21 protein-coding genes and 1 pseudogene are annotated in these 25321 nt (G+C 53.7%); 11 read left to right on the forward strand and 11 right to left on the reverse strand.

Annotated features, from left to right (window positions below; translation table 11 throughout):
* Window positions 1-46: 46 nt before the first annotated feature.
* On the reverse strand, window positions 47-772 hold the full coding sequence (gene folM / locus DDT52_RS03820; protein ID WP_425591532.1) for a dihydromonapterin reductase: 726 nt from the start codon (window positions 770-772) through the stop codon (window positions 47-49).
* A gap of 128 nt (window positions 773-900) precedes the next feature.
* Here folM and DDT52_RS03825 point away from each other — a divergent pair, with 128 nt between their 5' ends.
* Window positions 901-1320, forward strand: a complete 420-nt coding sequence (locus DDT52_RS03825; RefSeq protein ID WP_136155173.1) for a hypothetical protein — start codon at window positions 901-903, stop codon at window positions 1318-1320.
* 67 nt (window positions 1321-1387) lie between these two features.
* Here DDT52_RS03825 and dauA read toward each other — a convergent pair whose 3' ends face one another.
* From dauA to DDT52_RS03840, 3 genes are all read right to left on the reverse strand, one after another.
* Entirely contained in the window at window positions 1388-3106 is a 1719-nt protein-coding gene (gene dauA, locus DDT52_RS03830) for a C4-dicarboxylic acid transporter DauA (RefSeq protein WP_136155174.1), read from the reverse strand.
* Between the two features lie 170 nt (window positions 3107-3276).
* Complete coding sequence (chaA, locus tag DDT52_RS03835) at window positions 3277-4371, reverse strand: sodium-potassium/proton antiporter ChaA (protein WP_136155175.1); 1095 nt, start codon at window positions 4369-4371, stop codon at window positions 3277-3279.
* A 252-nt stretch (window positions 4372-4623) separates the two neighbouring features.
* Window positions 4624-5460 (reverse strand): siderophore-interacting protein, encoded by an 837-nt coding sequence (locus DDT52_RS03840; protein ID WP_136155176.1) that lies wholly within the window; start codon window positions 5458-5460, stop codon window positions 4624-4626.
* Between the two features lie 349 nt (window positions 5461-5809).
* Here DDT52_RS03840 and DDT52_RS03845 point away from each other — a divergent pair, with 349 nt between their 5' ends.
* Window positions 5810-6496 (forward strand): gamma-glutamylcyclotransferase, encoded by a 687-nt coding sequence (locus DDT52_RS03845; RefSeq protein WP_136155177.1) that lies wholly within the window; start codon window positions 5810-5812, stop codon window positions 6494-6496.
* Window positions 6497-6558: 62 nt separating this feature from the next.
* Here DDT52_RS03845 and DDT52_RS03850 read toward each other — a convergent pair whose 3' ends face one another.
* Together DDT52_RS03850 and DDT52_RS03855 are read right to left on the reverse strand one after the other, a co-directional pair.
* Complete coding sequence (locus DDT52_RS03850) at window positions 6559-7602, reverse strand: DUF481 domain-containing protein (protein WP_136155178.1); 1044 nt, start codon at window positions 7600-7602, stop codon at window positions 6559-6561.
* 329 nt (window positions 7603-7931) lie between these two features.
* Entirely contained in the window at window positions 7932-9212 is a 1281-nt protein-coding gene (locus DDT52_RS03855) for an acyltransferase family protein (RefSeq protein ID WP_136155179.1), read from the reverse strand.
* Window positions 9213-9630: 418 nt separating this feature from the next.
* Between DDT52_RS03855 and DDT52_RS03860 the strand changes: the two genes are divergently transcribed.
* A complete protein-coding gene (locus DDT52_RS03860; RefSeq protein ID WP_109054179.1) occupies window positions 9631-9879 on the forward strand; it encodes a GlsB/YeaQ/YmgE family stress response membrane protein in 249 nt (82 codons plus the stop codon).
* 78 nt (window positions 9880-9957) lie between these two features.
* Here the strand turns inward: DDT52_RS03860 and DDT52_RS03865 are convergent, their stop codons facing one another.
* Both DDT52_RS03865 and pdxR read right to left on the reverse strand, forming a co-directional pair.
* The gene (locus DDT52_RS03865; protein WP_136155180.1) at window positions 9958-11052 is read right to left on the reverse strand and encodes an ABC transporter ATP-binding protein; all 1095 of its coding nucleotides are present in this window, start codon (window positions 11050-11052) and stop codon (window positions 9958-9960) included.
* A 233-nt stretch (window positions 11053-11285) separates the two neighbouring features.
* A complete protein-coding gene (gene pdxR, locus DDT52_RS03870; RefSeq protein WP_136155181.1) occupies window positions 11286-12779 on the reverse strand; it encodes a MocR-like pyridoxine biosynthesis transcription factor PdxR in 1494 nt (497 codons plus the stop codon).
* A gap of 169 nt (window positions 12780-12948) precedes the next feature.
* Here pdxR and DDT52_RS03875 point away from each other — a divergent pair, with 169 nt between their 5' ends.
* From DDT52_RS03875 to DDT52_RS03910, 8 genes are all read left to right on the forward strand, one after another.
* A complete protein-coding gene (locus DDT52_RS03875) occupies window positions 12949-14214 on the forward strand; it encodes a 4-aminobutyrate--2-oxoglutarate transaminase (protein WP_136155182.1) in 1266 nt (421 codons plus the stop codon).
* 10 nt (window positions 14215-14224) lie between these two features.
* Window positions 14225-15679 carry an NAD-dependent succinate-semialdehyde dehydrogenase gene (locus DDT52_RS03880; RefSeq protein ID WP_136155183.1) on the forward strand — a complete coding sequence of 485 codons (1455 nt, stop codon included), beginning with the start codon at window positions 14225-14227 and terminating at the stop codon, window positions 15677-15679.
* Window positions 15680-16021: 342 nt separating this feature from the next.
* A complete protein-coding gene (locus DDT52_RS03885) occupies window positions 16022-17068 on the forward strand; it encodes a polyamine ABC transporter substrate-binding protein (RefSeq protein ID WP_136155184.1) in 1047 nt (348 codons plus the stop codon).
* Window positions 17069-17276: 208 nt separating this feature from the next.
* Window positions 17277-18548 (forward strand): ABC transporter permease, encoded by a 1272-nt coding sequence (locus tag DDT52_RS03890; protein WP_136155185.1) that lies wholly within the window; start codon window positions 17277-17279, stop codon window positions 18546-18548.
* Between the two features lie 27 nt (window positions 18549-18575).
* The gene (locus DDT52_RS03895; RefSeq protein WP_136155186.1) at window positions 18576-19397 is read left to right on the forward strand and encodes an ABC transporter permease; all 822 of its coding nucleotides are present in this window, start codon (window positions 18576-18578) and stop codon (window positions 19395-19397) included.
* A 232-nt stretch (window positions 19398-19629) separates the two neighbouring features.
* Window positions 19630-20364 carry an SDR family NAD(P)-dependent oxidoreductase gene (locus DDT52_RS03900; protein WP_136155187.1) on the forward strand — a complete coding sequence of 245 codons (735 nt, stop codon included), beginning with the start codon at window positions 19630-19632 and terminating at the stop codon, window positions 20362-20364.
* Entirely contained in the window at window positions 20357-21454 is a 1098-nt protein-coding gene (locus DDT52_RS03905; RefSeq protein WP_247595470.1) for a phosphotransferase, read from the forward strand. The genes DDT52_RS03900 and DDT52_RS03905 overlap by 8 nt, the downstream gene beginning before the upstream one ends.
* Before the next feature lie 26 nt (window positions 21455-21480).
* Complete coding sequence (locus DDT52_RS03910; protein ID WP_136155276.1) at window positions 21481-22776, forward strand: aspartate aminotransferase family protein; 1296 nt, start codon at window positions 21481-21483, stop codon at window positions 22774-22776.
* A gap of 61 nt (window positions 22777-22837) precedes the next feature.
* Here the strand turns inward: DDT52_RS03910 and DDT52_RS03915 are convergent, their stop codons facing one another.
* From DDT52_RS03915 to DDT52_RS03925, 3 genes and pseudogenes are all read right to left on the reverse strand, one after another.
* A complete protein-coding gene (locus DDT52_RS03915) occupies window positions 22838-24115 on the reverse strand; it encodes an acid phosphatase (protein ID WP_136155188.1) in 1278 nt (425 codons plus the stop codon).
* A 253-nt stretch (window positions 24116-24368) separates the two neighbouring features.
* Window positions 24369-24578 (reverse strand): annotated as a pseudogene (locus tag DDT52_RS03920) (DUF1543 domain-containing protein); the annotation flags it as partial.
* A gap of 253 nt (window positions 24579-24831) precedes the next feature.
* Window positions 24832-25263: a hypothetical protein gene (locus DDT52_RS03925; RefSeq protein WP_210732667.1), complete on the reverse strand. Its 432-nt coding sequence runs from the start codon at window positions 25261-25263 to the stop codon at window positions 24832-24834.
* Window positions 25264-25321: the final 58 nt, after the last annotated feature.

The raw sequence follows: 25321 nt of genomic DNA on the forward strand, positions 1-25321 counted from the left end.
GCGAGCTGAAGACGCTGCATTCTCTGGGAACACCGCCGCGGCCCTGTCAGCGCAGCGATCGCCCCCCATCCAATCCGATCGTCTTTCCTGTCAGATAATGGCTGGCAAGCAGGTAATTTACCAACCGGACGATTTCACCTTCGCCGGGGGCGGTTTTCATCAGCGACTTATCCAGCGCCTGCCGGCGATAGGCCTCGTCGTCGTGTTCATGAAACATAATCAGCGCCGGCGCGATGGCATTAACTTTCACTTCGGGCGCCAGCTTGCGGGCAAATGAGCGGGTCATATTGTCGAGCGCCGCCTTGCTGGCGGCATAGGCGATGTGCTTATCGCTGCCTTTTTCCACTACGTAATCCGTCAGATGGATGATATCGGCTCCGGCGATCCCCTGACCGCGCAGGCACGGCTCCAGCAGCTGATTCAGCAAATAAGGCGTATAGACATGAATTTGCAGCATCTCCGCCAGCGTCTTTTCCGGCGGCACCTCTGCGCTTTCCGACTGCCAACTGCTGGCGTTGTGAATGATGGCGCGCAGATGCGGGGTCAGCGCTTTGATCCGTCCGGCAAAGTCATAGATCTGTTCGCAGGTGGAGAAATCGGCGGGCAAACAGACGGCGCCTTGCTGTTTCAGGGCATCAAGCGCCGGATAACGTTTACGATGGCTAATGATGACCGGAATGTTTTGCGCCAGAAATGAACGCGCCAACGCCAATCCGATACGCCGGGCGCCGCCGGTGATTAAAACCGGAGTGGAAGAAAAGATTGCCACCATCAATCCTCCTGAACATGCTGTAAAACTACAGTGAACCGTGCCAATATAACCGAATAAGCTATCAAGCAATGTATGGTTTTACCCTGAAATAGCGTGATGAATCCACTGGTGAAGAGGAGAAAAGGGGAATGAAGAAGAATTACCCTGAATCTGTAGGTTCCAGTGAAAAGATCTGTATTGATTACGCAGATTATCTGGCAGCGTTGTGCAATAAACGCTGGCGTTTTATGGATGCGATGTACGGCGTGTTGCCGATTTTTGGCATGGTGACAAAAGGGCCGCGCGCTCGTCATGTCGTAGTGAAAGAACGATTGAAAATACTGGCGCTCCAGGTGCTCTCCACGCAGGTCAGCGATGAAACGAATATTGTGAGGCTGATTACGCTGGCGCAGCAGCAAGGGCTGACGACATTTGATATTCAGTTGCCTTATTCACTGACCAATGAGCAACTGCTCACGATAGGACAGGAGTGTAGCGATACCCTGGCGCTGACCCAGCAAAACGAGCGGCTCTCTATCCGTATTGAAGCGCCGGTATTGCCGCATTAAGGACGTTTATCCGCCGCCGCATTGCATGGACGGGCAGAAGAGACTCTGCCCGTCCATGATGGCGTTTTTATTCCTCGATCGCAGCAGGCCGGCTTTCCGCAATGGCTTCCAGCGCCTGTGACAGCGAGCCGTAGAAACTGAGGCGGCCTTCAATGGGATGGACATTGGCACGGGCCAGCGTTTTTAACGGCTGGAACGGAATATCGGTAATGATCAGACGCTTGCCTGCCGGCAGCGTTTCGCTAAAGCGCAGGAGTGCGTTCAACCCGCCAGCGTCCAGCACCGGCACCGCATCCCATTGCAGAATAATGGTCTGATACGCTTCACTGCGCTGCATCAGATCGTTGAAGATACGTTCAGCGGCGGCGAAAAATAGCGGTCCATTGACGCGCAGCACCAGGTGATCCGGTATCTTCGTATCAGGCAATTCGCTCAGTCTGGTCATTTGTGCGATACGGCGCATAAAGAGCAACGACGCCAGCACAATCCCCACGGTGATGGCAATCACCATATCAAACAGCACGGTCAGTGACAGGCACAGAACCATCACGATGATGTCGTCTTTGGGACCGTGGCGCAGCAGATCGACGACCTTATGCGCTTCACTCATGTTCCAGGCGACAAGCAGCAACAATGACGCCATGGCAGCCAGCGGCAGATAAGAGAGCCAGGGCGCGAGAACCAATAGCGCCAATATCACCAGCAGGGCGTGGACCACGGCAGAGACGGGCGATGTCGCACCGGCCCGCACGTTGGCAGCGGAACGGGCAATGGCGGCGGTGGCGGTAATGCCGCCGAAGAATGGCGCGATGATATTACCAAACCCCTGACCCACCAGTTCGGTGTTCGAATGGTGTTTTTTGCCGGTCATGCCATCCAGTACGACGGCACAGAGCAGGGATTCGATCGCGCCGAGCATTGCCATTGAGAAGGCGGCGGGCAGCAGGGCGGAAATGCTCTGCCAGTCCAGCGTCATCGTCTGGCCGCCTGGCGCGGCAATGTCCCAGGGAAGAACCAGACGAGGCAGAATCGGGGGGATCCCCTGTCCCTGAGTGCCATCGGCGAGCAGGTAGCTAAAACGGGAGCCGATGGTCGCAACGTCCGTGCCAAACAACGACAAGATCCCCATTACCGCCATACCGGCGAGCAGCGCCGGCAGATGCCCGGGCAGACGAATACCCAGTTTAGGCCAGATAATCAGTACCAGAAGCGTGGCGACGCCGATCAGCGTATCGCCCAGTTGTAACGTCGGCAGGGCGTATGTGAGTGCCGCAACCTTTTCAACATAGTGTTCGGGAACCACCGCCATATGCAGTCCAAAGAAATCCTTGATTTGCATGGTTGCGATGGTGATGGCAATCCCGGAGGTGAATCCCAGCGTGACTGACAGCGGGATATACTCAATTAGCCGTCCCAGACGGCAGACGCCCATCAATACCAGAAAGATGCCGGAAAGCAGTGTGGCGACCAACAGACCAGACAGGCCGAACTGTTGGGAAACCGGATATAAAATGACGACAAAGGCCGCTGTCGGGCCGGAAACGCTATAGCGGGAACCACCGCTGATGGCGATAATAATCCCGGCAACCGCGGAGGTATAAAGGCCATATTGCGGTGGCACGCCGCTGGCGATAGCCAATGCCATTGCCAGTGGTATGGCGATAATCCCAACCGTAATGCCTGCGATAATGTCATGAGTAAAGCGTTGTAGCGTATATTTTTCGCGCCAGCACGCTTCAATAAGTGCGCTGAACGGTTTGATACCGTTAATTCCGTGCGTTTTCATCTAAGAAAGAACCAATAAAGAAACAAAGAATGGCGGGCCAGTTGGGTCCGTCGTAGACAAGCCGGGGTATACGATACGCCTGATGCTCTTCAGAGATCCAGATATACATCAAACGGAAGCGAACTATGAGGACGATGCCGCAGAATGCGGCATCGGTAAAATGAGAGGTTTTACAGCATGATGGTCATCAGGTAAGCGGCGAAAAGGGCAAGGTGCGCGCTACCGCTGAGAACGTTGGTTCTACCGGTTGAAAACGTAATATGACACAGTACCAGTACGGACAGCATGACGACGATATGCGGCATATCCAGTCCGAAGTTCAGCGAGCGGCCCGTCAGCATTGCAATCACGGTTACCGTGGGCACGGTCAGGGATATGGTGGCCAGCACGGAACCGAAAAACAGATTCATGGCGCGCTGTACCTGATTTTTCAGGACCGCCCGAATGGCGCCTAATCCTTCCGGCGACAGAATCAGCAATGCGACCAGAAAACCGGTAAACTGCGTCGGCGCGTTCATTTCTGTCAGCAGTGTTTCCAGCGGCATGGAGTTCATTTTGGTTACGCTGATAACGGCGATCAGATGGATCAGCAACCATACGGTATGCCATAACGAACTGTGCGCTGAGGGTTTGCCATGATGAGGATCGTCGCCTTCGTCTTCATGCTCGTAAACAAACAGACTTTGGTGCGTTCGGGTTTGAATCAACAGAAATACGCCGTACATCGCGGCGGAAATCAGTGCGATGATCAGTGACTGACCGACGCTGAAATTCCCGTCCGGCAAGGCGCTGGGGAAAACCAGCACCAGCACCGACAGCGGGAAAATCGCCATCAGATATTGTTTGATGCCGCTCAGGTTGACGTATTGGGTTGCAAATTTGCGTCCCCCCAGCAGTAAAGCGAAACCAACCAGACCGCCGGTTACGATCACAATGATGGAATATAGCGTATCACGCATCAGGTTGGGGCCGGCATCGCCGGTGGCCATTAAGGCCGATATCAGGCTGACTTCAAGAATCACGACCGACAGGCTGAGAATTAATGAACCATAGGGTTCGCCCAGTCGATGCGCCAGCACGTCGGCATGGCGGACAACGCTGAATGCGCTGAAAAGAATGCCGGCTAACGCGAGTAGGTTAATGCCCATAATGGCGAAGAAATCTTGCGAGTTCCCCCACAGGAACAGAACGATCAACGCGATGATGGGAAGAATAAGCGAATATTCCTGATGACGGGTTTTGACAACCTCAGGGTGAGACTTCATTGCGGGGGGTTCTCCTTATCCAACGGAATTATGCACAGAGGCAAAAAATAGTACGTCATTAAAAGGCTTCTTACGGCAAAGACGTTACTAAAAAGTAGTTATAGCGTAAAAAGAAAGTATTAGGTTAACAGATTCTGTGAGGCTCGCCGGATTTTTTTACGGTTTTTTACGTTTGGTAATAAAATTAAAATGAAAAGGGAGAATGTAATTATTTTCTCCCTATATAGATAATATTAAATGTTTTTTTTATGGTTAATCGTCAGGATTGTCCATGATATCGTGGCGTTTGCGATGATAAGCTTCTTCATTTAGCCCTTCTCGCCAGTAAGGGACGGCATAAAGCTGATTACGTTCACATCCACGTTCTCTGCGGACATAGCGACGCAGTTGAACCACCAGTTGGTCTTCTCCGGCAAGCCAATAGAACGCCTGTTCTGCGTTTTCCTGATGCGGCAAGGCGCGGAAGCGATTAATCGCCTCGTCAGTGGTTTCGGTTCCACCCACCACCCAGTGGAGGGTTATTCGGTCGGGTTTCACTAAATCGAGAATATCCGCACTGCTGTCAACCCGAATAACGGCGTGTCCCTGGGCATCATCCGGTAAATTTTCCAGCAGGGCGGCAATAGCGGGTAACGCAGAGGGATCGCCAGCCAGATAATATGCCGCAGCGGGCGGCAACATCGGATGCGGACCGCCGGGTGAGGTAATACCGATGTAATCCCCGGTTTTTGCCTGCCGGGCGAAACTGACCGCCGGACCGGCATGATCGTGCATGGCAAAGACGATATCCAACTCGGCTGCTTCCTGGCGTACCGCCCGAATGGTATAGGTTCGAACGATAGGACGAATTTCACCTTCCGGCCAGACCGGGCGGCCGTGTTCGCCGAACGTCGGCAGCGTCGGGATCTGCTGCCCCTGTTGTGGAATAAACAGCTTGATATGCGCACCGTGGCGATCGGCGGGATAGTGACGTAATGCGTCGCCGTGGAACGTTATGCAGCGTAAGCGTGGGGAAATATCGTGAATATGTTTAACTTGAATAAGAGTAAGATGATGCGAGCGTTTGCCCGTAGACGCAGGATTTGCCATTCATGTCTCCTGGGTGAATCGTGAGGCGCCATGTCGTTGATTCTATCATGGAACTGATAACGATTATCAAATACTAAAAAAGTGATATTTGTCGCCGCTTATATCCGTCATATTTCCAGTCGCATGCGTCGACTGCCTTTTGAAATTGATGGGTATAGCGGTGTAAGTGATAACGATGTGAGCTTTTTTGCTTTTTGTGATCGAAATCAAACTTGATTGCTGAGCCGGAAATGAATAACCTCATATTTATTGTTGCCGCAAAATTAAGCAAACGGAATGCATGGGGTTTTAAGGTTGGGGCGACAATAGACCTGATAGGCAGAAATGGTATGGTCGGGAGCTGTCAGTAGTGTTAACTCGTGAGTTTTTGCAGAAAGCAGATTGTAGAACGTCTTTTGGTTGTATAGAAGAAACCTTATTACTTACGCCGCAGCAGCGGGCGGACTCGCTGGCAAAAACATTGGCGCGCCGGCCTGACGACAGCCCGGTTTGGGTTTTCGGTTATGGTTCTCTGATGTGGAACCCGGTTTTCGATCCGGAAGAAGCCTGTCTGGCGACATTGCATGGATGGCATCGTGCGTTTTGCTTACGCCTGACGGCCGGGCGCGGCACCGTTAGTCAGCCGGGGCGCATGCTGGCGCTGAAGCCGGGCGGACAAACGACCGGTTTGGCATTCCGCCTGCCGGAAACCTCGCTGCGGGAAGATTTGGAATTGCTGTGGAAGCGGGAAATGCTGACCGGCTGTTATCGGCCGTTATGGTGTGAACTGCATCAGCAGAATAGTGACACTGTCACTGCGCTGGTGTTTGTTTCCGAACCTGCGCATCCGCTGATTGAACAGGATACCTGCATTCAGAAAATTGCTCCCTTGATAGCCCGGGCCAGCGGTCCATTAGGCACGAATGCTCAATATTTATTTGCGTTGGAGCAAGTGTTGAACAACCACGGCATGGCAGATGAAGGATTAAGCGAGCTGGCTCAGCGAGTGCGCGCTCTGCAACAGCAGGGCGCGGCGAATAACAGGGAAAACGGCTGACCGGTACGGTCAGCGGGCGCGCTTTCGACACGCTCGCTGACGTTCAACTTTTCACGCCGGACTTACCAGCCTACGCCGACACCCATGGTGTAGAGGGTATCATCAACGTCGCCCTGAGCGCTGTCGATACGGGTACGCGACACTTTCATACTCATTGAAGACCAGTCGGTCAGCTTAAAGCGCAGACCCGCTTCCGCTTTCAGATACAGCGGTGCGGTGGCGTCGAAGGAGCGGCCCAATTCACCGTTGGTGAAGGCTTCTACCGATTTACTGTACAGATAACGGTTGTAAGCCCATTTCACACCGCCGGTGTAGAAATCATCTTCCCCTTCATCCTGATAGACATAGGTCTGGGTGCTGACCAGCGTGGTCAGTGAGAACGCGCCAAGATCGTTATCCCAGAACTGATAGCCCGGACCAAGACCGAACGAGCGGCTGATTTTGATGCTTTCAATCCAGTCGCGTTTGTACTGATAACGTCCCTGCCAGAACCAGTTTTCATCCACGAATTTATCCAGCGCATATTCGCCACCCGCGTTTTTGGTGCTCTCAACGCTATCTTCTTTCGCCAGATGATAGCTGGCATCAATGTTATGACGCCAGGTGCCGTGTCGTGCCTGTGTGGTCAGGCTGGCATCATAGTTGTCGGTTTCGGTCGAACTTTTTTTGTGCGACATCCCCGCATCGATGTTGCCTTTCCAGACGAAGTCTTTCACTAACGGCTTTTGGGCAACGATGGACGTAATCTCGGAAAGAGGCAGCGTCTGTGGACCACCGGCCTCGTTGGCGAGCGAGGGGCTGGCGATGATGACGCGGTTCTCGCCAGCCTTAACGGCCGGGTAGAGAACGCCTTCCTGGTAACGGTCGCCTTGAATGACCAGACCGTGATCGGTTTCAAAGGTTTTTACCTTATCCCAGGAAACGGAGATCGTGCCGGCATAATCGGTAGTGAGGAATAATTTTCCGCCGTCAAGCAGCGTGATTTTACCGCTGAGCTGATCGCCGTTGGTCAACCAGATGGTATCCGCACGGCTTTGAGAAATACCTGTGGAAGCAAGCGCGATAACCAGGCTCAGGGAAGATATTGCGTGTTTGGATAGTGTCATTTTGCCAGATAAACAGTGGTGACAAGGGTTGAAAGACGTCATTTGAGACGTGCCGCCGATGAATAATGAACCGGGTTGGTTTCATCCGGAACGGCAAACATTAGCAGGAATTGAAGTGGGGCTCTAGCCAAAAACGAAGATTGGTTAGAATGTAAATAGTTATAAAAGATACGTTTGATGATTAACGGCTATAACGAGATGTTTGTCACATTTTGAAATCGGTCGTTAGCGCCCAAAAAGGCAGGGTTTAAGGGACGGTGATACCCCGAACCGCTGGCTTGATGCAGCGATTCGGGGGCGGCGGGGAAGCCCGGCAACGATTGAATAATTTATGACGATGTCTGCGTCTGCGAAGACGCGGTGCGGGGCGTCAGGAAGCGTGACGTCAGGAACTGACGAACGCGTGAAACGATGCGCTCCTGAAACAGGACGCACAGGGCGACGGTGGAGATCAGGAAAATGATATACCCGGTTATGGATAACTGAACCTGTCCGGCAGCGGCAATACATTGATCCCAATCGGTGAAGCAGGCCATTGGGTTGCCTCGCACCAACTGCTCCAGCGTGCGGAACAGGTTAAACAATGGCACGTGCAGGGCAAAAATAGACAGCGAGGCGGCGCCCAGGCGAGGGGACCAATGCCGCAGCCATTCGCTATTGGGGTCGCGCGCCAGCGCACTGATGCAAACCAGTCCGACCTGTGCAGGCAACAGCAACCCATTGTGCAGCAGGAAATACCAGTATGCTTCACCGTGAGTGAACAGCCAGGTTGCTACGATAAAGTTGGCAATAATGAACAGCGCAATACCATAGCACAGCCCTTTGCTCAGTGGCTGAACCTCTTTTTGACGATATTTGCGGAAAAGGGCATACCCGACGATCCCCGCTAAAAACTCCGGTAAACGGAAGATCGGACCGCGCTGTAGCAGTCCGGTGTAGGGCATGCCGTATTGCCCTTGCCAGATAACCCAGACCGGCGGCAACAGATAGAGCAGGCAGATAATGCCCATCCACAGCCAGGGAAAACGACTGTTAAGCAGGCGCGGAGCCAGCAGAGGAAACAACAGATAGAAAAAGAACAGCGTGGAAAGCGACCATAGCGGGGCATTAAACGTCAGGAAGTAAGGGTTCCACGCCTGTAGCATCAACAGTTGCAAAATGCTGTTAAACGCCAACTGGGCATTGGTCATATAGTGGCGCAACGTTTCCGGGTCGGCCGCGGGATCGTTGGTATCATAAATCACGAAACGGGCGCTGGCGACTTGTCCTTCCGGCGGAACCGCCAGCCATTGCATCAGTGTCACCACGGCAATCGACGACAGCAGCGCGATGATATGGATGGGATAAAGGTTGAAGAGACGTTTGGCCCAGAAGTGTCGGGCAGGCTCACGTAAACGCCCGTCTTTGATATAAACGTGTGCCAATAGAAAACCAGACAACACAAAAAATGTGCTGGTAGCAAAAAAGCCCATACTGGTGAGCTCGGGCAAAAATGGCACTCGCGCACGCTGGGGATAAATATGTGCCGTGTGATAGATCATCACGTAGCAGCCGAGCAAAAATCGCAGCCATTCCAGCCCGATAAATCGCTCTTTACTGACTTTTCTCATGTCACTCCTCAACGTTAAGCCTGTTGAAACAGCTCAAAAGCGCTGTAGCAACGTAGTTTAGACGAGAGTAACGTTGCATTAATTAAGATTATGTCTACAAACACCGCGTTCGTTTAGGAACGGTTTACTTTTGTCATGCGGTGTTGACGGGCGTATCGGACGATTGCTGCTTTTAACAGCATCGGGGGCCTTTTATCACCAAAATGTTAAATCGCAGTGTCATTATCGTGCCGGGGCTGACGCGGTTTTTGCTGTGCCCGCTGATTCGTCATCGCCGTTGACGATTAACGTCAGATCGTTTGTTATCATCAATCTACCTGACGGTTTTTCCAATCTTTGTCTATACTTGGATTCGCGCTTTATCTATCGACTGTTGATAAGGGTAACGGCGTTATGGAACTAAAAAAGTGAGGTGGTTATGGGGATTTTATCCTGGGTTATTTTTGGTTTAATCGCCGGTATTCTGGCGAAGTGGATTATGCCGGGTAGAGACGGCGGCGGATTCTTTCTGACGATCGTACTCGGTATTGTGGGGGCGGTTGTTGGGGGATATATCAGCACCTTCTTCGGTTTTGGCCGGGTGGATGGGTTTAATTTCGGAAGTTTCGTTGTCGCCGTGATCGGCGCCATTGTGGTGTTGTGGATATACCGTAAGATTCGCAGCTAATTAGTTAAACGACAAGAGAGACGCCGTCCCGTTCATTAGCGGGGCGGCGTCTCTCTTTAGTAAGGGAGAGCAATCACCTCAGTGGGTGACGACCACATCCAGCGCCCGCAGATGCTCAGGTTGCCAGGATAGCGTGACTTCTGAACCGGTCGTCCAGTGTGGTTGAATTTCGCTGGCGGGCAGTTTCACCATGAACTGCGGTTGGCCAGCCACTTCCGTCATCATGCGCACGTGGTCGCCCAGATAAATGAACTGCTGAATTCGGGCTTTGATCTGTTGAGCATGACTGTCAACGTTTGCCGCATTAATCCGAATGCGCTCAGGGCGGATACACAGGGTGATTTTTTTACCCGGCGAGCTGGGGCGCACTTTCAGTGCCCTCAGCTGTGTGCCATCGTCCAGTGTAGCGCGGTAGAAGTCGCCGTCGGTCCCGGTCTGTGTGGCGATCAGGCTGTTGTTTTCCCCAATAAATTGCGCGACGAACGTATTTTCCGGTTTTTCGTAAATTTCGCTGGGGGTGGCCATCTGCTGAATGATGCCGTCATTGAAGACCGCGACCCGGTTGGACATGGTCATGGCTTCGCTCTGATCGTGCGTGACATAAACCACGGTCAACCCCAGAGCTTCATGCAATTCTTTGATTTCCAACTGCATATGCTCACGCAGCTGTTTATCCAGCGCGCCCAGCGGCTCATCCATCAGCACCAGTCTGGGTTCAAATACCAACGCCCGCGCCAGCGCAACACGCTGTTGCTGCCCGCCGGACATTTGTGCCGGATAGCGATCCGCCAGATTGGTCAGTTTCACGCGATCGAGCACTTTGTCGACCTTTTCCTTAATATCGGCACGATTCATACGGCGAATGGATAACGGGAAGGCCAGGTTTTCTGCCACTGTCATATGCGGGAACAAGGCGTAATTCTGGAATACCATGCCGATGCCGCGCTGATGCGGGGGCAGGTGATGCAGCGGCGTATCACGCAATAGAATTTCACCCTGAGTCGGTGTTTCAAATCCGGCCAGCATCATCAGACTGGTGGTTTTCCCTGAACCTGACGGACCGAGCAGGGTCAGAAATTCGCCTTCATGGATATCCAGATTCAGGTTTTTGACGACCAGACGGTCACCATCGTAAGTTTTCTGGATGTTCTTGAAGCTGACATAATTTCTCATTGTTCCATTCTCTCGCATTGACAGTGTCTTAAATCATTAGGATGCATAAAACATGCCTGTTTTGATAAAAGTGAGAATTACGAGAGGGTTAAAACCCCTGAGAGGGAAAATCAGGCAATAGGGTTGCCCTGTTATGGTGAGTCTCATTATGGGGCGGCACCATAAAGGTGCATAAGCGGCGATATTGTCAGCAGGTAAAATGGGGACTTTTTGGGCCCGTCATTAGCATGACATTACAAATTTCTTCCGGCGTTTTTTTGCGCCTGAATGCAGTCCACAATCACGGAAAAAGCCTGCGTCATGTCGCTTTCCTCTACCGCGGCATAGCCCAGCAATAATCCCCGGTGCTGGGTCGGGCGCAGATAGTAGCTGGACAATGGTTTCACCGTCACGCCGCGTCGCTGAATCCGCGCGCTGAGCAGAACATCATCGATGGAAGACGGTAACCGGAGCAGCATGTGCAACCCGGCATTGCTGTTGTCCCCCACGAATTCAGGTCCAAGCTGTTGTTCGATCAGTTCTGTCAGCATGGTGCGACGCCTGGCGTACAGCAGGCGCATGCGGCGGATGTGCGCGGCGTAGTGACCTTCCTGAATGAACTGGCTGAGCGTGGCCTGGGTCAGCCAGTGGCCGCCCCGGTACAGCTCCGAATGGGCTAATCTCAGATCGCGCGCCAGCTGCGGCGGTAAAACCATATAGCTGACCCGTAAACCGGGATAGAGCGTTTTACTGAAGGTGCCGATATAAATGACCGGGGACTGGGCCTGCAACCCTTGCAGAGAAGGGATCGGGTTACCGGAAAAGCGGAATTCGCTGTCATAGTCATCTTCCACCACCCAGCATCCTTGCTCCTGCGCCAGTGCCAATAGCCGCTGACGACGCGCCAGACTCATGACCGCTCCCAGCGGATACTGATGGGAAGGGGTGACGCAGATTAGCCGTGGTATTGACTGAGGCGTTACCGTCTCTGGCGGCGCCATCCCTTGTTCATCGACGTCAATGGGCGCGACCCGGAGGCCATTAATCGTCAGAACGTTACGCGTTCCCCAGTAGCACGGATCTTCTATCCAGACTAAATCACCGGGATTGCAAAGCATCTTTGCCAGCAAATCCATCGCCTGATGCGTGCCTTCCGTAATCAGAATCTGTTCCGGCGTGCATTCAACCGAGCGGGATACCCGCAGGTAGTCCACCAGCGCCAGTTGAAGCTCGGGACAACCGCCGATAGGCGAGTAGGAGAGTTGTTCCGGGTTGACGCGCCGGGTGAGCCGGGTCTGGATTCTGCGCCACAGATCGTGAGGAAAGCTGGCAATGTCGGGAATACCGGGCATAAACGCTCCCCACTGCCGTGGCGATGCGCCCGAATATCCCAGCAGATGCCGGCCCCGGCGCGATAATTCCTGCACCGGCAATCGGGTCGTCGTGTGCTTCTCACTGCGTACCGGCATCATGTTGCCATCAGGCAACTGTTGCGTCACAAAGGTACCGCTGCCGGTACGGGCCTCAATATAACCCTCGGCCAGAAGCTGTTCATAGGCCGCCAATACCGTATTGCGCGACAGAGATAGCTCCTGGGCCAAATCGCGCGAAGAGGGCAGCCGGCTGCCCGCGGTAATGGCGCCGTCGAGAATGGACAGCCGAATACTGTCATACAGCCGCTTGTTCAGCGTGCCTTCCTGCTGGTTACTCAAACGCTGTAGCAGCAAGTCAGTTAAAAGCGAACGCAAAAGTGGATCCTTCAAATATTAAAAACTGGCTCTGGATTATAGAACCATCTGACGCCTATAAATAGCAACAGAAAGATGTGAAACAGTGAATCACATCACGGCACTTTCCATCACCAATGAAGCGCCGTCATCAATGAGTCCGGGTGGTACCCTGTAATTGGAGCAGAGAATGAAGAATAGCGAATTGAATCAACGCCGTTTGGCTGCCACCCCGCGTGGCGTAGGTGTGATGTGTGATTTCTACGCGGCCCGGGCAGAGAATGCCACCCTGTGGGACATTGAAGGCCGTGAGTTTATCGATTTCGCTGGCGGCATCGCTGTACTGAATACCGGGCATCGCCATCCGAAAATTTTAGCGGCGGTGCGTGAGCAACTGGAGTGCTTCACGCATACGGCGTATCAGATTGTACCTTACGCCGGCTACGTCCGTTTGGCTGAGCGTATCAATGCGCTGGCGCCGATTGATGGCCCGGCGAAGACCACGTTTTTTACTACAGGCGCTGAAGCGGTGGAAAATGCGGTGAAAATTGCCCGTTGTCATACCCGCCGTCCCGGCGTAATCGCGTTTGGCGCCGCGTTTCACGGCCGTACTCTGTTAACCATGACGTTAACGGGCAAAGTGGCGCCTTACTCCAACGGTTTTGGCCCCTTCCCGGGCTCGATATTCCATGCGCTGTATCCCAATGAGCAACTGGGCATTACGGTGGAACAGTCACTGGCCAGTATTGATAACCTGCTGCATGCGGATATCGCGGCCGACCAGGTCGCCGCTATCTTGCTGGAACCGGTTCAGGGTGAAGGTGGTTTTAATGTGGCGCCTCCCGCTTTCATTAGCGCGTTACGCAAACTATGCGATGAGCACGGTATACTGTTAATAGCCGATGAAGTACAGACCGGCTTTGCCCGCACCGGTAAGCTGTTTGCGATGGAACATTACGCCGAGCATGCCGACCTGATCACCATGGCGAAAAGTCTGGGCGGTGGTTTCCCGATCTCTGGCGTGGTTGGCCGCGCAGAGGTCATGGATGCGCCGGCGCCGGGTGGATTGGGCGGCACCTATGCCGGCAACCCGCTGGCAGTGGCGTCCGCGCTGGCCGTATTGGACGTGATTGAAGAAGAGAAGCTGTGTCAACGTTCACAGCATCTTGGTGCGGCGTTGGCGGAAACGCTGGAAAAAGTAAAACCGCAGTGTCCGGCTCTGGTGGCGATTCGTTCGCAGGGGTCAATGGTGGCCGCGGAGTTTAACGATCCGCAAACGGGTAAACCATCGGCCGAGATTACCCGTAAATTCCAGCAGGAAGCCCTGAAAGAAGGTCTGTTGTTATTAACCTGTGGCGTGCATGGCAATGTGATTCGTTTCCTGTACCCGCTGACGATTCCAGACGATCAGTTCAGCAAAGCGATGAGCATTCTTACCCGCGTACTGACAAAGTAAAAGAGACGCTATGCAACTGAAACAAAAAGACTTACTTCGCCAGCGTTGCCTGATTGACGGCGACTGGCATGACAGCCAGAACAATGAGCATTTGGATGTAACCAACCCGGCGACGGGTGACGTTCTGGGAACCGTTCCTTTAGTCACGCCGCAACAAACCGAACAGGCGATTGCGGCGGCTGAACTGGCGCTGACGAGTTGGCGCCAGCGTACCGGTAAAGACCGCGCGGCGGTGCTGCAAGCCTGGGCGCGCCTGATTATGGACAGTCAGGAAGATCTGGCGGTACTGCTGACGGCAGAACAGGGCAAACCGCTGGCGGAAGCGCGAGGGGAAATTGCCTACGCGGCGTCGTTCATCGACTGGTTCGCGGAAGAAGCCAAGCGTATCGAAGGCAGCGTGCTGCAATCGCCGCAAGGGCATCAGCGCATGCTGGTGATCAAACAGCCGATTGGCGTGTGCGCCGCGATTACGCCGTGGAATTTTCCGGCGGCGATGATTACCCGCAAGGTGGCGCCCGCGCTGGCGGCGGGTTGCACCATGATTGTCAAACCGGCTGAGCAGACGCCATTCACCGCACTGGCGCTGGCTGAACTGGCCCAACAGGCGGGCATTCCGCGCGGCGTGTTGCAGGTGATTACCGGTGATGCGAAATCCGTCGGCAAAGTGCTGTGCGATAGTCCGGTGGTGCGTAAGTTGAGTTTCACCGGTTCGACCGAAGTCGGTCGGATTCTGATGGCGCAGAGCGCGCCGACGGTGAAAAAACTGTCGCTGGAATTGGGCGGCAACGCGCCATTTATCGTGTTTGACGATGCCGATCTGGATCTGGCGGTAAAAGGTATTTTGGCTTCCAAGTTCCGTAACAGCGGACAGACCTGCGTATGCGCTAACCGGATTTATGTGCAGAAAGGGGTTTATTCTGCGCTGGTCGAGAAGCTGATTGAAGAAGTCAAAAAACTGAAAGTGGGTGATGGCAGTCAACCCGGTGTGACGCAAGGTCCGCTGATTGACGACGATGCGATCGATAAAGTCCGGCAGCATATTGATGATGCGCTGGCGAAAGGGGCGACGCTGCTGTTGGGCGGCAAACCGCATGAACTGGGCGGCACGTTCTTTACGCCAACCATCGTCGGTGGTGTGACGCACGAGATGCGTTTTGCCCGCGAAGAAACCTTTGGTCCGGTCGCGCCGCTGTTCCAGTTCAGCGAAGAAGCCGAAGTGGTTGCCATGGCGAACGATACGGAGTTTGGTCTGGCGGCATACGTTTATACCCGCGATGCCATTCGTCAATGGACCGTTCCTGAAGCGCTGGACTACGGCATGGTTGGCCTCAACACCGGCCTGATTTCCAACGAAGTCGCGCCATTCGGCGGGGTGAAACAGTCAGGGTTGGGGCGTGAAGGATCGCGTTTCGGTATCGAAGACTATCTGGAAATGAAATATATCTGCGTGGATCTTTCCCGGTAATTTTGAGGGGAAGGCAGAAGAGGAATTCGGGTGCCGCGGCCGTTTTGCGGCGCCTGATAAAAGAAAACCTTATGCGCCTGGATGGTGCGGGCAAATCGTAAAACGCACCACTAAAAGGCAAAAAAGGGAGCAGAGACGCAACAGAAAAACAGTGCAAACGTTCGGTTAATTATCACCACGCTTTGTAACACCGTTCCTACCAGTCATGATGACAAAACATCGATAAATTTTCTGAAATGGCACGATTTATGCATCGAATATGATACATGATGCATCAAAAAAGGCTTGATGCGTAATTGCCGATGTTTACGTTGACTAACACAACTCTCCAGGAGCCACACCATGCTTAAAAGTAAAACGAGGTTGACGAAAATTGCTGTATCCGCGTTTCTTGTCGCCATGGCCTGTCAGGCGCAGGCAGAAACCGTCACGGTTATTTCCTTTGGCGGCCTGAACAAGGACGCGCAGGATAAAGCATTTTACAAACCGTTTGCCGCTGCCGGTAAAGGCACCGTCGAAGCGGGTGAGTACAACGGCGAAATGGCGCGTATTCGTGCGATGGTGGAAACCGGTCAGGTTGGCTGGGATGTGGTGGAAGTCGAAGGTCCGGAACTGATGCGCGGTTGTAACGAAGGGCTGTTTGAACCGCTGGACTGGTCAAAACTGGGCGATCAATCCCAGTTTGTGAAAGGCGCGGTTTCAGAATGCGGCGCGGGTATCTTCCTGTGGTCAACCGCGCTGACTTATAACGCGCAAAAGCTGCAACAGGCGCCGAAAAACTGGGCGGATTTCTGGGATGTGACAACCTACCCAGGGAAACGCGCGCTGCGTAAGAGCGCTAAATTTACGCTGGAAATTGCCTTGCTGGCCGATGGCGTGAAACGTGAAGATCTCTACAAAGAGCTGGCGACGCCTGCGGGCGTGGATCGCGCATTCAAAAAACTGGATCAGATCAAACCTAATATTCAGTGGTGGGAGTCCGGCGCTCAGCCGGTGCAATGGCTGGTTTCCGGCGATGTCGTGATGACCTCGGCCTACAACGGCCGTGTGGCCTCCGCGCAGCAAGAAGGGCATGACTTCAAGATCGTCTGGACCGACAGCATCTATGACCTGGATAGCTGGGCCATCGTCAAAGGTTCCAAACACAAGGAATTGGCAGAACAGTTCATCGCGTTTGCCAGCCTGCCTGAAAATCAGAAAGTGTTTGCGGAAAATATCCCTTACGGCCCGACTCACGTGAAAGCCATCTCCATGCTGGATGCCAAGGTCGCTCAGAACCTGCCGACTGCGCCAGAAAACCTGGAAAACGCCTTGCAGGTGGATACCGAGTTCTGGATTGACCACGGTGAAGAGCTGGAACAGCGCTTTAACTCCTGGGCTGCCCAATAAAGCGTAACGGAACCGTATAGGCAATTGAGCCTATGGCGGGGAGGGGGGGTTGTCCCTCCCCGCCGGTAACAACACGATAAGAAGACGTTTTTACCCGGCAAATCTGCCGGGAGCGGATTTTAACACTGCCTGCAACGGGCCAAGTAATACACCTGCAACGTGAAAAAAAGATGCCGGATATAATGCACGTATGATGGAGATAAAGCCTATGTCCCAGAGCGAAATGTTGGCAACCTCGCCATCATCCAGCGAGAAAGAAGGGAATGCCAAACTGAAGCAGCAATTACGCGCCGCGCAGGCGGTTTACAAGAAGCGTTCGTTGCTGCTGATTGCGCCACTGTTTCTGTTTATTGTGGTGAGCTTCCTCTTCCCCATTACTTCGATTCTGGGAAAAAGCGTATCGAATCCGGAACTGCGCGAAACCATGCCTGCCACGATCGCCGTGATGCGGCTCTGGTCTGGTAATGAGATTCCGGACGAAACGGTATTTAGCGCGGTGGTGAGCGATCTGCGTGAAGCCCGCAGCACCGGGAAATTAGCCGCCATCACTAAACGTCTGGGCTATGAAGGATCTGAATACCGGACGTTGATCACCCGCACGTTGCGTAAACTGCCGGCGGAAGGCAGTGCCGATATTCGCGGGCAGCTGATTGACGAACAGCCTTTATGGGGAGAACTCTCGACCTGGCAGACGCTGGATCGCGCTTCCCGTCCGTTTACCTCGTATTATCTGTTAGCCGTATTCGATCATAAAGTCGATGCCAAAACCCAGCAGATTGTCGCCCAGCCTGCCGATCAGGCGCTGTATGTCGATGTCCTGCTACGCACGTTATTGATGGCTGGCGTCGTGACGCTGCTGTGCGTCGGCCTGGGATATCCGCTGTCTTACTGGCTGGCGAAACAGCCCGCCAATCGTGCCAATCTGCTGTTGATTCTGGTGTTGCTGCCGTTCTGGACCTCGCTGATTGTGCGTACCGCCAGCTGGATTGTGTTATTGCAGTCCGGCGGTCTGATTAACCGTACCCTGATCAATATCGGCATCATCAATGAGCCTCTGGTTCTGGTGTTCAACCGTGTCGGCGTCTACATTTCGATGACGCACATTTTGCTGCCGTTCTTCATTCTGCCGCTGTATGCGGTCATGAAAGGCATTTCTCCTAACTATGTTCGCGCCGCGATATCGCTGGGGGCGCATCCCTTTATTGCGTTCTGGCGCGTATATGTGCCACAGACCTATGCGGGGGTAACGGCCGGCGCGCTGCTGGTGTTCATGATGGCGATTGGCTATTACATCACGCCTGCGTTGCTGGGGGGACCGAGCGATCAGATGCTGAGTTATTTCGTTGCCTTCTTCACCAACACGACGATGAACTGGGGGATGGCGGCAGCATTGGGAACGCAATTGCTGGTTATTGTAACGCTGCTGTACGTGGTCTATATCCGGGTCACCCGTACCAATGCTGAAATCGCGGCGCATTAACGACGCTTTGTCCAAGGGGAAACGAAAATGAGACAACAAGGTGAAGTGGTTATCCGCTTGTGGAATACCTTTTTTAATTTCTATGGGGCGGCCATGTTGTTATTTCTGGTCGTGCCTGTATTGGTGATTGTACCGCTCTCTTTCAACGCCGGGTCGTTTCTGAGTTACCCGCTGACCGGGTTCTCCCTGCGCTGGTATCACGAGTTCTTCAGCTCCAGCGCATGGTTGGGCGCATTGGGCAACAGCCTGTTGATTGCGCCGCTGGCAACGTTGCTGGCGACGGTGCTTGGCGTTCTGGCCTCGGTGGGGTTGGTGCGCGGCGAGTTTCGCGGTAAATCGCTGGTGATGGCGGTGTTGATATCTCCCATGATCGCACCGGTGGTGATTGTGGCGGTGGGGATGTTTTTCTTCTTCGCCAAGTTATCGCTGCTGAATAGCTACACGGGACTGGTGCTGGCGCATGCCATGCTGGGGGTGCCGTTTGTGGTGATTACGGTTACCGCGGTGCTGAAAAACTATGACCAGAATCTGACCCGCGCGGCGGCGAATCTGGGCGCGCCGCCGCTGCTGGCATTTCGCAAGGTAACGTTCCCGCTGATAGCGCCGGGCGTTTTCTCCGGTGCGCTGTTTGCGTTCGCGACATCGTTTGATGAAGTGATTGTCACGCTGTTTCTGGCCAGTCCGCGTCAGCGCACGTTGCCGTTACAGATGTTTGCCGGCATCCGTGAGAACCTGGACCCAACGATAGCGGCGGCGGCATCGATGATGGTGGGAGCCGCACTGATCTTGCTGGTGGTGATGGAGATTCTGCGCCGTCGTTCCGAGCGTTTGCGGAGTGGACGCGGATAGCGCCCGTCGCGGTTTAGAAAAACAGAGGACATGGTGGAAAGTTTCGGGCGCCGTCCATTTCGGCATTAGTGCGTGCGCCCGATCGGGGGCGGCTTAGAGTCGCCGTCGCTCCTGGAACCCAGATTTTTGGCGGAAAAGAAATGTTTTGCTGAACCTCGTTTCAGCTTTTTTTAGGCGATTTTTTATGATGCATCAAACACCAATGCATCAGGTATCCGAGGGGTCACCTGTTATGACTGAGCAAAAGACACTACTGCTGACCGGGGCCAGCCGGGGAATTGGGCATGCTACCGTAAAACATTTTCATGCCGCAGGCTGGCGGATATTTACCGCTTCGCGCCAGAGTTGGGTTGAGGACTGCCCGTGGGCGGAAGGGCTGCTAAATCATATTCATCTTGATTTGGAAGATATCGATAGCCTGCAACAGACATTGCCGTTGATTAAGGAAAAACTGGCGGGACGGCTCGACGCACTGGTGGATAACGCGGGCATTTCGCCTAAAGGCGAAGGGGGACGTCGCCTTGGCGTGCGCGACACCGACTATGCGACCTGGCTGCGGGTCTTTAATGTGAACCTGTTTTCCTGCGCACTGCTGGCGAATGGGCTGTTTGATGAGCTGAAAGCCGCGCAAGGGAGCGTCATTAACGTCACCTCCATTGCCGGTTCCCGCGTTCATCCGTTTGCCGGGGCGGCCTATGCAATATCAAAAGCCGCACTGTCCGCACTGACGCGGGAAATGGCCTTCGATTTCGGACAGCATGGCGTACGGGTCAACGCCATTGCGCCGGGTGAAATTGAAACCTCGATTCTGTCTCCCGGTACGGGGGAAATCATCGAACGGCAGGTGCCGATGCAGCGTTTGGGAAAACCTGAGGAAGTCGCCAGCCTGATTTATTTCCTGTGTACCTCGGGGGCATCGTATGTCAACGGCGCGGAAATTCACGTCAATGGAGGTCAGCATGTCTGAATGGCCGATGATTAATCAGTCGTTGCTTTCGTCGAATGATGAAATGTTTATCGACGATGACCTGATGACGCAGTCTGTCCCACAGGTATCCTGCCAGCAGGCAGCGGATGTCGCGCTGCAACTGTATGGCATTCGAGGCGAAATCAAACTACTGCAAGGCGAACGCGATCTGAACTTCTGTCTGACCGTTTCGCCTGAGCAGCGCTATATGCTGAAAGTGATTAATGCGGCGGAATCGGCCGAAGTCAGCCATTTTCAGACTTCACTGTTGCAACACATTGCCCGGCAGGCGCCGGATTTACCGATTCCCCGGGTGATCATGACGCGTGACCGGCGGGCCGAACCCATTATCGAGATTGCGGGCATACCGCTGAGAGTCCGCCTGGTCGGCTATCTTGAAGGTACGCCGCAGCATCAGGCTTTCCCGTCCGTGGCGTTAATGCATAATCTGGGGGAAATGCTGGCGAAGCTGGATCGGGCGCTGGGCAATTTTACCCACCCGGCGGCAAATCGCTCACTGCTGTGGGATATCAGCCGGGCGGAACAAGTGCGTCCTTACCTGACATTCGTACAGGATGCGCAGCAACGCCAGTGCATCAACCGCATTTTCGAACGGTATGACGCATTTGTCGCACCTGCGTTAATCTCGCTGCGGCGCCAGACCATTCATAACGATCTCAACCCGTATAACGTGCTGGTCAATACGCAGCATCCGACGTTGGTGGCGGGCGTTATTGATTTTGGCGATGCGCTGCATGCGCCGCTGGTCTGCGAACTGGCGACGGCGCTGGCCTACCAGATCGGCGACGGCGCCGACCCGTTTGAATACGCGGTCCCGTTTATTACGGCGTATCACCAACAGCTGCCGCTGACGACCAAAGAAATAGCGCTGTTGCCAGACCTGATCGCCATGCGGATGGTGCTGACCATGATCATTGCGCAATGGCGTGCCTCACTCTATCCCGCCAATCGGGATTATCTGCTGCGCAATCTGCCGCGCTGCTGGCGCAGCCTGAATAAAATGGCCAATTATTCTTACGAACAGTGCTTCTCAAGGTTGCAACAGGCCTGCCATCAGGAGGGGGTATGAAACCGATGACCAGCCCACACGAAATAATGTCGCAGGAAAGCGCGTCACAAAAAACGGCAGACGGTAATGCGCTGTTGTCCCGTCGTCAGCGGGTGCTGGGCAGCGGATACCGTCTGTTTTACGAGCAGCCGTTGCATGTGGCCCGTGGCGAAGGGGTCTGGCTATTTGACCATCAGGGAAATCGTTACCTGGATGTTTATAACAACGTGGCGTCTGTCGGCCATTGCCATCCGGCGGTCGTTGAGGCGATCGCCAGACAAAGTGCCACGTTGAATACGCACACCCGTTATCTGCACCACGCCATTATCGATTTTGCCGAAGATTTACTGACGGAATTCCCGGCTGAGCTGAATAACGTCATGTTTACCTGTACCGGGAGTGAGGCCAACGATTTGGCGCTGCGTATTGCCCGGCACGTCACCGGCGGCAGCGGCGTATTAGTCACCCGCTGGGCATATCATGGGGTAACCAGCGCGCTGGCCGAGGTTTCTCCATCATTAGGGAGCGGCGTGCCGCGAGGCGATCACGTCAGATTGATTGACGCGCCCGATCAATATCGTCGTCCCGGGGCATTTATCGCCAGCATTGAATCAGCACTCGCGACAATGAAACAGGCAGGCATCCGGCCTGCGGCGTTGTTAATCGATACCATTTTTTCCAGCGACGGGGTGTTTTGTGCGCCAGAAGGCGAGATGGCGCAGGCGGCGGCGCTTATCCGTCAGGCTGGAGGACTGTTTATCGCCGATGAGGTTCAGCCGGGGTTTGGCCGTACCGGTGAGACGATGTGGGGCTTTGCCCGGCATGGCGTCGTGCCCGATCTGGTGAGTCTGGGCAAACCGATGGGCAATGGTCACCCTATCGCGGGGCTGGTCGGGCGGTCGGCGCTGTTCGAGTCGTTTGGCCGCGAGGTGCGTTACTTCAATACCTTCGGCGGCAACCCGGTATCCTGTCAGGCGGCGCACGCCGTGCTACGGGTGATTCGGGAAGAGCAGCTACGGCAGAATGCGCAACGGGTCGGCGATTATTTGCAGCAGGGTCTGACGCAACTGGCGCAGCATGTTCCCCTGCTGGGTGATATCCGTGCCTACGGCCTTTTCATTGGCGCCGAACTGGTGACGGATCGGGAGCAAAAACAGCCGGCCAGCGCACAGGCCGCGAAAGTGGTGAATGAGATGCGTCAACGCGGCGTGCTGATCAGCGCCACCGGCCCGGCGGCCAACATACTGAAAATTCGCCCGCCTTTGGTATTCAGAGAAGAACACGCGGATGTGTTCCTGAATACGCTAAGCGATGTGTTGACGTTACCGGCGATACGGCGGTGATTTACCGCCCCGGGCTGTGGATTGCGGCGGACGAGGCTCATCCCTGAGCGTGTGGTTGTCGTCACTGCGTCGCCAACGTCACCGCATCATGCAGATTAAGGCGCTGCCAGAAACGCTGCTCGCTGGTATGACCGGAAAGCGGATAGCCGTTTGCCAGCGCGGTTTTGATCATCAGATTTTTACGTTGGGCAGCGGAAAGCTGCGGTAGCGGCGCTTCCAGCAGGACTTCCGCACCATCAGGAACGGTAACGGGCGAGGGGGCCGCCGGTTGGGCCGCCAGGCCGTAAGTCATCGTAAAGCGGTAAAACGCGGTCATGTCCGGCGCGCGATAAGGATCGGCATGCCCCTCGTTTTTGGCGCAGGACGTGAGCGTCATGCCGCACTCTTTTTCCAATGCCGCCCGTAGCTGCGTTTTGGCTTGCTCAAATAGCTGGCGATATTGTTTGTCGTTCAGATCATGCGCCACGTTCCGTTCGGCAATCATGCGTGAACCTATGACGTCCAGCGGATAGTGTACGCCCAGCACCACGCGGGAATAGCCATAGCGCGCACCGCGATCGACCAGAGGAACAAAACGCTCGGGCAGCATTTCCGCCAGCAGCAGCGCGTCGGTATAGCCGGTATTGGTGTGTCCGCTGGGGAATGCGCCGCCTGAAGCGCTATAAGGTTTGTTGTCACCGATAACGGCGGTATCCGGCACCAGATGAATGGTGTTATTCGGTTGCAGGAAAGGGCGCGGATAGTTGAAGTGCGCTTTTGCCGCGGAGGTGCTCACTTCAGATGCTTTAATCAACGCCGCCGCTTCACGTATTTCACCTTTGCTATAGGCGGCAATAAACGCGTTGCCGAGTCGTGGCCCTAACGCGTCAGCCAGAAAATAGAGATAATTGATTCCTTCCGCATCCACCAACGCCTGTTCGCGCTGACCTTGGGTCGCATCTCGATTGATTTGGGTGACGATCGCCAGATTTTGCTGCAACACATCCGGCGGCAGTTGGGAAAAAGAATCAAGCAGCGTTATGCCGGCCTGCTGATTCTGCTTTTCGGCAAAATCATGACCGCTGTCGCGTAGCCACGATTTATCGGCAAGTTGCGCACTCTGTTTGGCGGTGTCCAGCTGTGCTCTGGTCAATTGAGACGCATCGCCCTGTAACGCCTGATGTAATGCGTTCTGAATAGATTGTTCCAGTTCGATAAAACGTGGGCTGTCGCTGGCCTGTGTGGTGGTATCGACGATGCGACTGATCTGAAGGGGACTATTGTGGGATGGCGCAGACCAGACGGAAGGCGCCGCGAGGAAACTGCTGAGTATGATTATCGCTGATTTATAGCAACGCATAGTGTCGTCCTGTGAGAATCAAAAAACACGGGTGTGAATAGCGAGATGGTGTTTTTTCAGGCTAGACCTGGTTTGTGATGGTTATGTTGCAGAATATATTTTGAGATATTTATCAACCAAACAATACGATTCGACACGTTTTGTGAAAGCAGTGGGTTTGATTTATCTGCGATATCAGCAGGTGATATCCATCCCTAACCTGCCATTACGCTGACCGGTCAAGGATGGGATGGTGCTTTATCATCGGGTAGGCTTACTGGCCGATAGGTAAATAACCTTGCCATTCAGGCATATAGTGTTCCCCGTCAGGATCTTCCTCCAGATGCAGGTAATAATCTCCCACTTTTTCCAGTAACAGACAGTCATCGACATCTTTAAGATTATCTTTGTGCTGATGCGCGGCATGACACAAGAGCGTCTCCAGCGCTTTGGCCTTGGCCTCGCTGGCATGCTCCGCGACGAAATAAAACATATATAATTTCATCGCGTTACCATGCATATTTGATTGTCGTTATATAAATGATTACATAATGATATCGGGCGGACAATAGGTCGAGTGTGGTTGAATGTCAGAAGGTAAAACGTGGGATAAGGGATATCAGCCGTGCGTGTGATATCCCTTGAATGATGTGTTGTTACGGCACGATCATGCCTTATCGCGGCTCGCGCATCATCCCGATGTTGCGCGAGCCGCGTGGAATACGACTTGGGACTATCTACCTTTTTTGAACTGAAAAATAAATGGTGTTCTCAGCATCGTTCTGAATGACATTAATAATGTCGTCGTTTTTTCTCCAGAACTCATTTTTATCATTTTCACTCCATATTTTATCTTCATATTTTTGAAATCCCAGACTTTCAATATAGTTAACCAGTTCGGACTTGCGGGTTAGGTTAACAGTCGAAAAAATAACACGGTTAGTCTTTGGCGTTGTGTCATCCGGGGAATCATAATAAATAATGTAATCATCTGAAATGAATGGCATTTTCTTTATTTCATCAAATGTGAATATATTATATTTAATATAATCGCTTTTCGTATATGAAAAACTGACATTGACGAATAGAATAGGAATCGTTAACACAAGTCCTAAAAAAACAACAACAAAAATTGTTTTTATAAAATTATTCAATCTCAATGCCAACATTTCTCTCCACCCCGACATTATAATAAGAGATTGCTGACAAAGTCGCCGGTGAGCCTGA

It is taken from the genome of Brenneria roseae subsp. roseae, from assembly GCF_003115845.1.
Lineage (GTDB): Bacteria > Pseudomonadota > Gammaproteobacteria > Enterobacterales > Enterobacteriaceae > Brenneria > Brenneria roseae.